The sequence below is a fragment of the Pontibacter sp. LHS1 genome (assembly GCF_058932855.1).
Genome location: NZ_JBZYWF010000005.1, coordinates 57,720 through 69,798, shown reverse-complemented (window position 1 = coordinate 69,798; position 12,079 = coordinate 57,720). Strand labels below are relative to the sequence as shown.

The window sequence follows — 12,079 nt, the reverse complement described above, 5'->3', positions numbered from 1 at the left end:
ATAAGTTAACATAAGACAAATATTTGCCTTATAATTGTTTTAAAGGCTTTTCAGGGCATGTAAAAACAAACATATTACACATATTTGGCTCATATTTTTGACTGAATTTTGACTAACTCATCTGATTGTCTATTCTATGGACAGAAGCAAAAATCTCAAACGCATACTACATAACATATCAGCAAAAACTAAAAAAGGCACGATTTGTATTTACTATTCTAATGCTGGTCTGGTAAGAAGGTTCTCTACTGGCGTAAGGCTCGATAAGGATAAATGGGATAAAAAGAATTCTAAACCGAAAAGAGGTGCATTAGATAGCTATGATGAACCTATTGTAGACAGCTTGTACAATAAGATATCAAAGTTAATTTCTGATTATCAATACGAGCATCACCAGCTACCACCTGTACAGCACATAGAATCACATTTAAACAGGCAAGAAGATTCTTCGGATATACACCAGCTTTTTCAGGATTACATAGGAGCGAAAAAGAAAAGGGTAACTGAAAGCACAATCGAATATTATCAATATGTAGCATTAGCTTTGAAAGAAGCAGATAAGGCTTTGAAGTATAAGCTAACGTTGCAAAATTTCAACTATGATTTTATTGAAAAATTCATAGACCATTGTCTTTTAAAAGGCAACTCACCCAATACTGTTAATCTAAGGATAGATGTTTTTAAGGCGTTTGTAAAGTATTTGAATAAACGAAAGATAAAGCATAATGCTGGTATTGAAGATTGGGAGAAGCTAAACAGCATTAAGTCAGACATGCTTTGTTTGGAACGCAATGAGTTAAATGATATCCTGGACTACGTACCCAAAAACGCAACAGAACAGAGAACAAAAGACATAATAGTTTTTCTTAGCCACACGGGAATGAGAAAAGCTGATGCTGAAGTAATTTCAAAAGAATCAATAGTCGATGGCTGTTTAGTCTTTCGACCAGGCAAAACAGAAAAAAAAACAATTCAATGCAAAGTGCCTATATCAAAACCAGTTGCTGAAATTCTTGAAAGAAATAATTACAAAATACCTATCTACTGTGAATCCAGATTATCAGAATACATACATAATTTCTTAGCTGAGTTGCCTACACCATCATTGAAAGAATTGGTAAATTATAGAGGTGAACTAAAAGAGAAATTCAATGCCCTTTCATCACATAGCGTAGGTAGAAAGACTTTCATCAATCTTTGTGTGCAGGAAGGTGTGCCGATTCCTATCATTATGGGCTTTACAGGTCATACAGAAATAAATACTGTATTAAAGCATTATTTAGACAAACACATGAACAACTTACCACAATTAAGCAAAGTGTTTCAGTTTTAGCGAGACTTACCTTACATAAACCTTCTGTATTTCATCAATTCGAGTCGTGTAGCATGGAGACTTGAATTCGCTCTTCAGTTGCCATGAATTATCTATACCTTGGGTAGCTACTCTGACCTTGCTTCTGCCGAACCTGTCCGTTAGAACATCTACCACCTCCATGAGCCGTGCATGCTTATCCCTATCCACAGTATCCAGCAGGTCAAGCTGTATTTGGCTATCAGGTACAATATCGGACACAATCACACCTGACTTTTTATACCAGTAGCCATCCCGATAGATTTCTTTCAAAGCGATATTGGCATAGTGGATTAACTCGATATCTGAGTTAGTGGCAACAGGCACGCAGATGGTTTTGCTGTTGTAATACTGTTTGTCGTTTTCAGAATAGCGATTTGTAGTCACAAACACGGTAATAAGGTTGGCGCAACTCTTCTGCTGGCGCAGCTTCTTGGCGCATTTGGCTGCGTAGGAAGCCGTAGCCTCCCGCAGTTCATCGAATGTGTTCACTTTCTTACCGAAGCTTCTGGATGTGCAGATATTCTTCTTCGGTGGAGCAACCTCGTCCAGTTCCAGGCAAGACTCACCACGCAGTTCTTTCAGCAACCGAACACCCACGATGGTCATGTGCTGTTTTACCCAATTCTCCGACAGCTTGGTGAAGTCCAGTGCGGTGTTGATGCTGCGCTTCTTCAGGAACTTGGCGTACCGACCACCAATGCCCCACACGTCCTCGATTTTGGTAGCCTCCAACGCCTTCTGGATGTGGTACGGGTCTGTCAATACCAGCACCCCGTTTGCTTTGCTGGACTTCTTGGCGAGCCTGTTAGCCACCTTAGACAATGCCTTGGTGGGCGCAACTCCAAGGCTTACGGGTATGCCTGTCCACTGCTGCACCGTTCGCTTAATCTCCCAAGCATAGGAGAAAAGGTCAATGTCATAGAAGTCACCGAGGTCAAGGAAGCACTCGTCAATCGAGTATACTTCCACGTTTGGTGTAAAAGTAGATAGGGTCTGCATTACCCTATCCGACATATCGCCATAAAGTACATAATTGGAGGAAAACGAACGCAGATGCCCATTCTCTACCAGATTCCTGATTTTAAAATATGGCTCACCCATGGGTATACCTAACGCTTTAGCCTCGTTGCTACGGGCTATAACACACCCATCGTTGTTGCTCAGCACCACAACTGGTTTCCCGTTCAAAGAGGGGTCGAATACTCGCTCACACGATGCGTAGAAGTTGTTGCAGTCACATAAAGCGAATAGCGAGGTCATTGCCTTACTGGTTTATGGAGAATCCAGACTACCACACCCCATACCCTCATATCCATCTCTTCAGTAACTTCTATGGGCTTGTAGGCAGGATTGGCTGGCATCAGATAGGCTCTGTTACCCTCCTTCCTGAATGTCTTGACTGTGAACTCACCATCCAGAAAACACACCACAGGCATACCATCCGAAGCTTTTAGAGATTTGTCAATTACCAGTATGTCACCATCGTGTATGTTTGCATCGACCATGGAAGAGCCTTTCACTCGCATCATGAAAGTAGATGTGGGGTTCTGGATGAGATACTTACCCAAGTCGATTTTATCTTCCAGGTAATCGTCACTTGGGCTTGGAAATCCTGCTGATACAAAAGAAGCATAGAGAGGAAGTTCCATGCTTCCGAAATAATCAAAATCAAGTGACTCTAATAGATGTGAGTCTATGGGGATAATCTTTGCGCTGCACATATCGTCTAACTCTTAGTCTTAAATACTAAAACAGTTAGCAAATACGTAAACAAGAATTATAAAAGCTAAATATATTAGTTTTATTTATTCACAGCAGTATGTGTAGATGTAAGCAGCGATATAGACGTGTATTGAAGTAGAGCAAGGTGAATAACTAATCAAATACAGCGATTGAATCAAGAAGTCTAAAGTCTTCATTCATTTCGGCTTCTGTTTCATAGTAAAACTGTCTCTCTTCTATGATATCACCTACTGGCAATCCTTTATCTTTACAAACCGAGACTTCTATCTCCCAACCTATTTTATTCAACGTTTCTTTATATAGTGAATATACCTGCCAGTCATACTTACCGACTATGATTTCAATATATTCCCTGATATCAATGTTATTGAATGATGCTTCGTTTTCCATTCTTAAACTAACTGATTTTTATACATAGGATTTAAAGATACATGAAGTTATACCTTTTCTAATAACAGAAGGTAAGCTATATTACTTTAATTCTAACTACTGATATCTGAATGAAATTTGACCTCTACCTTGGTGGCTACGGGCGTGACCACAGCTATCGCATCATATTGAAGAATGATAACCTTTTCATTTCCGATTATATCGGCATTCCTATACCAGAGCATGATAAATCAGTTTCCATAAACAAGAACGAGGATTGGGATAGGCTGGTTGAGTTTCTAACACGCTGTGAATGGAATAAAAGGTACGACAGCGATATCCTGGATGGCACGCAGTGGGAACTGAAGGTCAAAAGTGATGCTATTAACATCAATTCCTATGGCTCTAATGCTTATCCAGAAGACTTCGATGAGTTTCTGTTGTTGTTAAACAAGGTCGTGTATGCGGCAGGTGTTAAAATCAACAAGTAGCCTCATAAACCTAATCCCACAGACCCATACTCTCAAAACGCAGAGTTTCCTGTTTGCATCTTGGGCAATGCCAGAACTCCTTTTCATTCAGGTAATCGTCAGTAGCTAAACCTGGAATCTTATCAACATCACTTTCTTCTACACCCTCTTTGTAGAACTTCACCTTCTTTCTGCATTGTGGACACTTAGAGAAGCTTTTGCTCATGTCTCTGCCGACCACTATATCACAGGCATCGCAGTACGCTGGTTCTATCCTGGAGCCAGATTCAAAAAATCTGAATCCGATACCTTGGTAGATGGTGTCGGATTTTAGACCACATTCACAGACAGCTTGTGTGATGTTTCCCATTCAACTTCGACTAAAGTGAGTTAACAACCTCAGGCACGTTGTTCGTTGGTGAGTTTAACTATTTTATTTAATAGTAAATGCGCTTTTAGCCTGTCCTAACATATCTCTTAATCTACCACCTCTTGCTTTAGCTTTTAGCTCGGAATACTCAAGTTCAGATTCAAATTTAACATATGCATTATCCACGCTACTGCCATCTGAATGTGCATCAGACCTCATAATGATTATGATTCGAAATTTTTCTGACCAGAAAGTGTGTATAACATCAGTAGGTTTATGTTCAATGTTACCATTATTTCTAACGTAATCATAAGTGCATTCTATAGACTGATATATAAGCTCATTAAAGGATATCACACATGTTACATTATCATAGTAGCGTACATTTCCAGTTTCATCGTAGTCTTGTGAAATTGAGGGTCTTACAACTGCATCAAATATGAGTTCATCAGTGAACAGCATTTTGTCACAATTAGCTGCTTTTTTGAAGTAGTCATACTCTAAGTAGTATGTTTTTCCCATCACCCTGATGGCTTTATTCCAAACGTCTGTTATACTGGTTTCTATTTTTACTTTTTTTATGCTGTTACTTCTCCAAACCTTTTCTGTAACAGTCACCTCAATTTCATTGGTAGAATAATTAAAAACTGGAGCAGCTATTTTTACATCTTTAAAAAGATTGTCATTATTAATTAGCAAATACTCGATTAGCTGTTCTATGTGCTTCTTTTTTGCTACTGTCATTCAATTATATTAATAAGCTTGATAACTTAAGTCTTTAGAATTTTTAATTAAATAAAGGTAATTAGATATTGTTAGATATAAAGTGCTATTGTAATAATTGGAAATCATTAGCTTGACAGCATCGCTCTTGATTCGAAATAATACCTATATCTATTCATCATATCTTCCCCAATTAGTCTATTCATTAAGCTAACGCAATACTGATTTTCCTCTTCCTATGGTAAAACCTCTTCAGCATATCATATCCAGTATTTATGACATCAGGTCTCAATGTAGGCAGAGATGCAGTTGCAGCACCGCTGCTCATATAGACACCGATTAGTTTTTCATTTTGGGGTCCAACTATTTTCCATTCCAATGTTAAGGTTGAACTATCGTTAAAGTTTCTGAACAACATGTACTTCCTGCCGAATTCAACTTCAGAAGCCCACAATCCATAGTCTCGGTTGAAATCATCTATATGTACCGTGACATACTGCTCCGTTGCCACCTTCATTACACGTGCCGTTATGCTGCCTACTTTGTTGTTTACTAACACATCAATGTTGTCCAGTAAAATCTGCTGTTTCGTTTTGTTCATTTTGTTTTTATGTGAGTTAATTATGTTCATCTATGGTATCAAACGGGTTGGTATAGTTATATGTTCATTCGAAATTAAATCTGTTTAAAAGATGCAATACCAAGAACAACGCTTCAGAGAAGAAGTAGCTAAAAAGTTCTTTTAAACATAAAAAATCAGACAATTATATGGTTTATAATTGTCTGATTTCCTTATCTGCCACGATAAGATTCAAATTTATTGTGAATTCTATATTATTAAAGAAATGCAAAATGATTCTCAATGTAAGATATAGCATGTGCTTGCAACAACCAGAAGCCAACAGATGAGTAGTCTTTTCTTTACTATTTCGCCATATTGTTTAGGAATCATCACCACTCGATTCCATACGCAACCGCCTTTTTCTGCTTTGTTACTTTATAGTCTATTTCAGGCTTTTTACGCTCAATCGAAGTCTTATAAGCTTCTGATGCGAACTGTGCCTCGAAACGCTCCTGTAGCTCAGCTAATGGCGTTGTATCAGGTAATTCGGCATTTACTTTAACAACTACTGGTGCAACTTTGACCTCATTCACACTCTCGGCTGATTTAATATGCGGTGCAAAACCCACGACCTTGGTATAGGCATCCAGCATCAACTGGTGTACTTCATCCTCATAGCCCTTCTCACATATAATTGAATCATGTATGCTGCCGAACCATACTGATGTACCATACTTATTTTTCAGAGTGGTCAAGGCGATGTCCAGGATAGCTTCGCTCTCCACTTGCTGCATCCTAATACTTAATTGTTTGAATAAGGGCTTCTTCTCCTGCATCACTATCTCGTAGACCGTTGGGAAGTACCTCCTAAACGCATTTGCTTCCTTACTATGATAGCCTAAGTGGTTTTCGCAATAAAACACTCGTGAAAACATATCCACTTTGAAATCCGCAATTACATCCTGGTCTGATATACCCATCTCATTGCACATGAAAGAATACAGCTTACCAGATGTCACGAGGTCAATGTAATGCAGCACATCGTCATACAGCCCACAGTACAGGTCTTTACCTCTAAAGTGTTCCAGCAGTATCTTCACCAACGTGTAAGGTTGCGAATTACTGCAATCCAAGGACATAAGCTGAACATCTGGTCTGTTCTTCAGAAACAGGAACTGGCGCAGGTCAGACCACATATTGCTCAGATATGTGTGGACTCTGCGACCCTTATCATCACGAATGGGTAACCACAATTTTTCATCAATCGCACGTATCTGGTAAAGGTAGCTGTCACGCATGTTTTCCAGCATCTGGTAGTAAGTCTTCTGAAATGACTTGACCACCTGACCCTTTTTTCTGGCTTTAGCTTCCTCCCTTTTTCTTCTCTTATTGTCCTTATTCAGCTTCTTGACCAGCTTTTGGTTCTCAACGAGATAGTTCTGCTTATACCAGTTCTCAACATACTGTTCAGCAGCTTCACGATGGATTCCGATTTCATTCAGTTGCTGATAGGTATACCTCGTGATATCATCCATTGCAGCTATCCTGCGTGGAATCTGCTGCCTTAGGTTATTGATAAAGGTGGAATCGCTGTCGTATAATTGTCTTACATGCCTGACCTGATACTTGGGAGATAGTCTGTAACCAATGCTTTTCTCGTCAATTGTGAAATCATTATCATTTTCTATGACACCATGCTTTTCAAGAATTGTTTTGATATGTTCGGTATATCGACAGCCTAAAATTTTCTCCATCATCTTGTGATTCATGGGAATAAAATCACCTTCGATATATCTTTTGTCGATGGTGCTTCTTAGGTAGAGGCTGTTAATGAACCAGTGGTATTTGTCAATCTGGCAATTGATGTAATTGCTTTTCTTTTTCTCTTCTTTCAGTATTTCTCTTATATCTAAATTATATGGGATATAGAATTCTATTTCATTAGTATTCGTATTCAAAATTCAACTATTGATTTTTATGGTAATCACTTTAAATGATTACCTATTTCTTTTATTCTAAAAAGAGTAAAAGTTTAAATATTTATAGTTTATTTATCTTAAATAGTTATTTCTATTAGTGGAATTTTAGATTTTTCTTTGATTTAAATCTTTTAGATTAGAGAAAAAGGTTAGAAAGGTAAAAGAAGTTAAGATGCTCTCTTATGAGCATACACTTTTAATACTTTATTGATATGTTGTTAATAGAAATATCATCTATCAATTAATATTAATGATAGTATAGTATATCATTAACTTGTATAAAATTGAAGTAGATGGGTGTGCTGTAGAAGTCAGAAATGATAGGTATATGTAATGTTATACTATGGATATATAATCTAAAATAACATTACATAAGATGTACAGCAAGAATAAATACGTTTATAGTCAGAACCCACTGTTCGCACCGAAGCAACCTTACAGGATATCAGATTTCGAAATGGATGAATTATTACTTCCCCTGTTTCTGGACAATGTAGATGAAGTGGATGATTGGCTTGAGAATGACTTGATGATGTTCGAAAAAGAAAAATCTACCTATAAAAGAGATGATAAGTGGAAGGAATTTGATGAATTCTTTAAAGACATTGAATAGTCATTCTATCAACATAGTTAGATGTTAATAAGATGATGTCTTACGTTTAATGTGCTGTTATACTATCTCACATTTATTATGGGCTGTTCAGCAATGGTGTTCCATCTGTAAATGCATCTGATATCAAAGAAAAAACTTTATCAGATAAGGAGCCAAGACCTATATCTATCATTTTGCCTTTCAGTACTTGGAACCAGTGTTTCTTGCCGAGTACATTTGACAGTTGCTTCATCTCCTGCATCTCGGCACGTAAATCATCATAGGTAACTTCCTGACCTAACTGAACCTGTTTAAGTTGTTCAGTTAGGTCATTCAGTTTCTCAATGATAATCTTCTTCTCAAAAGCGGAAAACGCATCAGTAGGTTTGTAATTCCCTGATTGTGTTGAACCACCAATAATGTCTTCAACGTACTCCGCTCCATCTGCTTTCAACTCCACATAAATCGCTTCCCGTGTAGCTGACATCTTTATCAAACCAGCATCTTCTAATGATTTAGTAAGTACACGGAGTTCACCAGCTTTGAAAATGCTGTGAGAAGACATTAGTTCTTTCACATCATATGACTGACCATTCAAACCTTGCTCATAAAGAGCGGTTAGTATCAGGTTCTTTTTCTCAGAAGTTTTCATCATCGAAGTAGATACTGGTTTAGATATGGTAGTGATAGGTATTTAATTGGTGGTAGCTTCAGACGTCTCTTTAACCATCACTTCATCAATCTCTTTCATCAACCTATCCGTTTCGTTCAAGGCTACAATGATTTTCTGGTAGTGTAGGATATCTTCGAAGGTAAGTTCTCGCCCTTTCCTGTCTTTAAGCCACTTTTGAGCAGGTTGGTAGCCACCGATGTAGAACTCCCATGCAGTCTGTGGCACGTCAGCAAAGTACTGGTTGTCGTTGATATAGACGTTGCCGTTCTCATACCGTGGCTTATCCACCATATTATTACCATCCTCTGGATAGCTGGTGATGTAGTCTTCCACCGCAGGACTTTCCAACAGGTGTATCTGGCGCAGTTTACCGCCTAACTTTACCAGCGACCAAAATTCATCGACTTCCGTTGGATACGGCACACGTGGGAAATCTATCTTCAGAAACTCCTTATACTTCTCTCTGTAAGATGGGCTATGTAAAATAGCATAGATGTAGTCCAGTATGTCAATAGGAGCGAAGGTGCCTGGAACATTTTCTTTCTCTGATGTGAACTTCAAACCCATCGCATCAGCAATTTGCTGCACAATCTTTTTGTCAAGATTTGGTGAGCGGTCATTATTAAAGTCTATACTTGACTGATGCGTACTTTCAGGATAGAGATAAAGTGGGAAACTATATGATTGGTCTGCAAGGTAATTTTTATCGAAAACAATGTTTGCTATAGATACGTGATTGAAGTTTTGCTGCTTACCAAGCAACCTTGCTCTTTTCAAAATAAGGCTAACATTCGGCTGTAGCAAGTTTTTGATAATCTCAGATGATGCTCGCCTTAAAATTTTATTATCATAATAACAGAACTTAAAGTCGAATGGCTTAGATAGGTATGGGATTATATGCGAAGAAGAGAACTTCGTTGATTTTAGTCTCGAAAGTAATTTAAAACTTGAAGTATCTTTTATTCCTATTAGCTTACACTCTTTATCATCATAGGTCTCTATAACACTCGCAATATGATTGCTTAATTTATTTTTATCAAATTCTACGAATAGGTCATCTTTACCAGTCTCAACACCTGTACATGTTTTAATAAACAGTTCATTAATACTTAAATAGGAATTAAATAGCTCTCCAACATCATTATCTTTATTTACAAAAAAGTATGTTGGGCTTATTGGTTTGTGGTACTGCCAATCTATATCATTTACAGAATTTTCGGATAAATAACTGTATTTAGTTACACGCTTACCTATAAGCTTTTTATAGAAAACTTGACCTAACGTTACTTTTTTAGAACCTGAAGATTTAACGAATATGTTAATTGAGACACCTTGCCTTATATCGAAAACATTTTCATCGCCCACACCATCTTTCGAAAGCTGTTTTTTTGAATCACCTTCTAAGTCAAGAATATATATCTTGTCAAATGATTCTAAAAGACTCTCCCTCATTCTGCGATGCACCACACCATCTAAATATGAGTTGTTGGTTATCATTGCGACAACACCTGTTCCATTTTTGTCTATAAAGTGTTGAGCATACTTTATAAATTTAATGTAATCATCAGATAATGGCTGGATGTTCTTTTCTTTTAGACCTTTTTTATAATCATCCATTAATTGCTGAATCCATTCACCTTTATTGCTGCTACTTACAGAGTATGGTGGATTACCAATCACACACATAACAGGTGTATCACGCTTAATATGATTAGCCTCATTAGCTTCATTTGCCAATGCTGTTGCAAACAAAGACCCTGTATCTGGATGATGTTCTTCTAAACTATTGGTAAGATAAACTCTGAATCTTTGGTCTTTGGTAGGCTTATAGCCTGTTTCTGTCAGCAGCAAATCAAGCTTCAAATGTGCCATAGCATACGATGCCATCAGCAACTCGAAACCGTTCAGGCGTGGTATCAGGTGATTCTCCACATAACTGCTCCATACACCTTGCATGCTCTTATACTTGCCGTGAATATGCTTCACCACTTCTGCCAAGAACGTTCCTGTTCCAGTTGCAGGGTCAAGAATCTGCACTTTATGCACTTCATGTTCTATCTCACGTTGACCAGCTTTATATCGCTTGTCGTGCGTTGGGATGCTGAGCTTGACCTTCGTCTTGGATGTATCTGCCAAGCCCTGTGGTAGATTAAACTCTGCTTTAAGGATATCGTCAACAGCACGAACGATAAAATTTACGACTGGCTCTGGCGTGTACCAAACACCACGAGCCTTACGCAGCTTCGGGTCATACTCGGCAAGGAAAGTCTCATAAAAATGAATGATGGGGTCATGTGTCTGTGTAGCTTTACCAAAATTCTTGAGCAATGCTGCGATATCAGTAGCACGGAATAAATCTGCCAGTCCATCCACAATCCATACCACACGGCTATCCAAGTCGATGCCGATGTAGTTGAACATCGTCCTTAGAAACGGATTGGATTTAGGTATTAGTTGCGCAGCTTCCTGACGAGAAAATGTTGGAAGCGTAGGGTCGTGCAAACGAGCAGCGAACATACCATAGGCGATAGTCTGTGCGTAGATATCGGCAAACTCCCTTGTCTTGATGTCGTGAATCAGAATCTGCTGGAAAGCATTCATCTGCTCTTGCAGGGTACTGTTCTCATGATTTTCTTCATCACTATTAAGAGCCTTCTCAATTACGTCTGCAAGCATTCTTGCTTTTGCTGCCATCATCTCAGCCAGCTTCTTCGAACTCTTAATGGTTTGACCGAGGTGAGAGCAGAAGTCTTTCATCATGTTTTCAAACATCATGAAATTCTCAGGCAAGGGATGAATCTGACCATTGTGTATCTCCGCTATCTTGACCGAGGTTTTAAACTCACCATCAATATATAAGTGAAAATCCAAGTAGTCAGTGATGATAAGGTTGTCCAGTGAAGCACGGTAGCGGTCAAACTGCTCCTTTAATGATTTACTACTCAACGCTACTCCAATATCCTTCGCCTCGATGTAGCCAACTGGAATGTCCTGCTTGGTGATGATGTAATCAGGCGCACCGCATGCTACCCGAGCAGGCTCATTGGTAACCAATACATCGGGTGCTAAGGTTGATATCAGAACTTGCAAATCACTGCGATAGCTATGCTCTCTGGAAATGCCTGTTTTATACCTTGTGTTGAGGATGTCAATGTATTGCTGGATGGTCATTTGTTTTCCTATAATGGCTATATGAAGCTAAATAAAATAAAAGTTCAATATAGCAATTAAAGGAGATTATATG

The 12,079-nt window shown here is 38.3% G+C and carries 12 protein-coding genes; 3 read left to right on the top strand and 9 right to left on the bottom strand.

The features are described 5' to 3' along the window. The first annotated feature begins 136 nt into the window (after positions 1 to 136). Entirely contained in the window at positions 137 to 1,333 is a 1,197-nt protein-coding gene (locus tag AC5FXQ_RS11565; protein WP_493602584.1) for a tyrosine-type recombinase/integrase, read from the top strand. A gap of 6 nt (positions 1,334 to 1,339) precedes the next feature. Here the strand turns inward: AC5FXQ_RS11565 and AC5FXQ_RS11560 are convergent, their stop codons facing one another. The 3 genes from AC5FXQ_RS11560 to AC5FXQ_RS11550 all read right to left on the bottom strand — a co-directional run bounded on the left by AC5FXQ_RS11560 (position 1,340) and on the right by AC5FXQ_RS11550 (position 3,487). Then, positions 1,340 to 2,614 (bottom strand): Y-family DNA polymerase, encoded by a 1,275-nt coding sequence (locus AC5FXQ_RS11560; RefSeq protein ID WP_493602583.1) that lies wholly within the window; start codon positions 2,612 to 2,614, stop codon positions 1,340 to 1,342. Beyond that, positions 2,611 to 3,003, bottom strand: a complete 393-nt coding sequence (locus AC5FXQ_RS11555; protein WP_493602582.1) for a LexA family protein — start codon at positions 3,001 to 3,003, stop codon at positions 2,611 to 2,613. Before AC5FXQ_RS11555 ends, AC5FXQ_RS11560 begins: the two co-directional genes overlap by 4 nt. Positions 3,004 to 3,229: 226 nt before the next feature. Continuing rightward, positions 3,230 to 3,487, bottom strand: a complete 258-nt coding sequence (locus tag AC5FXQ_RS11550; protein WP_493602581.1) for a hypothetical protein — start codon at positions 3,485 to 3,487, stop codon at positions 3,230 to 3,232. 110 nt (positions 3,488 to 3,597) lie between these two features. On the opposite strand from AC5FXQ_RS11550, the gene AC5FXQ_RS11545 reads away from it, so the two are divergent. Continuing rightward, the gene (locus AC5FXQ_RS11545; protein ID WP_493602580.1) at positions 3,598 to 3,957 is read left to right on the top strand and encodes a hypothetical protein; all 360 of its coding nucleotides are present in this window, start codon (positions 3,598 to 3,600) and stop codon (positions 3,955 to 3,957) included. A 10-nt stretch (positions 3,958 to 3,967) separates the two neighbouring features. On the opposite strand, the gene AC5FXQ_RS11540 is transcribed toward AC5FXQ_RS11545, so the two are convergent. The 4 genes from AC5FXQ_RS11540 to AC5FXQ_RS11525 all read right to left on the bottom strand — a co-directional run bounded on the left by AC5FXQ_RS11540 (position 3,968) and on the right by AC5FXQ_RS11525 (position 7,549). Then, on the bottom strand, positions 3,968 to 4,306 hold the full coding sequence (locus AC5FXQ_RS11540) for a hypothetical protein (RefSeq protein WP_493602579.1): 339 nt from the start codon (positions 4,304 to 4,306) through the stop codon (positions 3,968 to 3,970). 63 nt (positions 4,307 to 4,369) lie between these two features. After that, positions 4,370 to 5,050 (bottom strand): hypothetical protein, encoded by a 681-nt coding sequence (locus AC5FXQ_RS11535; RefSeq protein WP_493602578.1) that lies wholly within the window; start codon positions 5,048 to 5,050, stop codon positions 4,370 to 4,372. 184 nt (positions 5,051 to 5,234) lie between these two features. Then, positions 5,235 to 5,630 (bottom strand): hypothetical protein, encoded by a 396-nt coding sequence (locus AC5FXQ_RS11530; protein ID WP_493602577.1) that lies wholly within the window; start codon positions 5,628 to 5,630, stop codon positions 5,235 to 5,237. Positions 5,631 to 5,980: 350 nt separating this feature from the next. Then, positions 5,981 to 7,549, bottom strand: a complete 1,569-nt coding sequence (locus tag AC5FXQ_RS11525) for a hypothetical protein (RefSeq protein ID WP_493602576.1) — start codon at positions 7,547 to 7,549, stop codon at positions 5,981 to 5,983. Positions 7,550 to 8,027: 478 nt separating this feature from the next. On the opposite strand from AC5FXQ_RS11525, the gene AC5FXQ_RS11520 reads away from it, so the two are divergent. Continuing rightward, complete coding sequence (locus AC5FXQ_RS11520; RefSeq protein WP_493602575.1) at positions 8,028 to 8,183, top strand: hypothetical protein; 156 nt, start codon at positions 8,028 to 8,030, stop codon at positions 8,181 to 8,183. Positions 8,184 to 8,259: 76 nt separating this feature from the next. On the opposite strand, the gene AC5FXQ_RS11515 is transcribed toward AC5FXQ_RS11520, so the two are convergent. Together AC5FXQ_RS11515 and AC5FXQ_RS11510 are read right to left on the bottom strand one after the other, a co-directional pair. After that, a complete protein-coding gene (locus AC5FXQ_RS11515) occupies positions 8,260 to 8,817 on the bottom strand; it encodes a hypothetical protein (RefSeq protein WP_493602574.1) in 558 nt (185 codons plus the stop codon). A gap of 39 nt (positions 8,818 to 8,856) precedes the next feature. Continuing rightward, entirely contained in the window at positions 8,857 to 12,006 is a 3,150-nt protein-coding gene (locus AC5FXQ_RS11510; RefSeq protein WP_493602573.1) for a type ISP restriction/modification enzyme, read from the bottom strand. Between the last annotated feature and the right edge of the window lie 73 nt (positions 12,007 to 12,079).

Bases quoted from the DNA above. Each gene is read 5' to 3' on its own strand.
- AC5FXQ_RS11565 (WP_493602584.1), top strand. From the start codon at position 137: ATGGACAGAAGCAAAAATCTCAAACGCATACTACATAACATATCAGCA.
- AC5FXQ_RS11560 (WP_493602583.1), bottom strand. From the start codon at position 2,614: ATGACCTCGCTATTCGCTTTATGTGACTGCAACAACTTCTACGCATCG.
- AC5FXQ_RS11555 (WP_493602582.1), bottom strand. From the start codon at position 3,003: ATGGAACTTCCTCTCTATGCTTCTTTTGTATCAGCAGGATTTCCAAGC.
- AC5FXQ_RS11550 (WP_493602581.1), bottom strand. From the start codon at position 3,487: ATGGAAAACGAAGCATCATTCAATAACATTGATATCAGGGAATATATT.
- AC5FXQ_RS11545 (WP_493602580.1), top strand. From the start codon at position 3,598: ATGAAATTTGACCTCTACCTTGGTGGCTACGGGCGTGACCACAGCTAT.
- AC5FXQ_RS11540 (WP_493602579.1), bottom strand. From the start codon at position 4,306: ATGGGAAACATCACACAAGCTGTCTGTGAATGTGGTCTAAAATCCGAC.
- AC5FXQ_RS11535 (WP_493602578.1), bottom strand. From the start codon at position 5,050: ATGACAGTAGCAAAAAAGAAGCACATAGAACAGCTAATCGAGTATTTG.
- AC5FXQ_RS11530 (WP_493602577.1), bottom strand. From the start codon at position 5,630: ATGAACAAAACGAAACAGCAGATTTTACTGGACAACATTGATGTGTTA.
- AC5FXQ_RS11520 (WP_493602575.1), top strand. From the start codon at position 8,028: ATGGATGAATTATTACTTCCCCTGTTTCTGGACAATGTAGATGAAGTG.
- AC5FXQ_RS11515 (WP_493602574.1), bottom strand. From the start codon at position 8,817: ATGATGAAAACTTCTGAGAAAAAGAACCTGATACTAACCGCTCTTTAT.
- AC5FXQ_RS11510 (WP_493602573.1), bottom strand. From the start codon at position 12,006: ATGACCATCCAGCAATACATTGACATCCTCAACACAAGGTATAAAACA.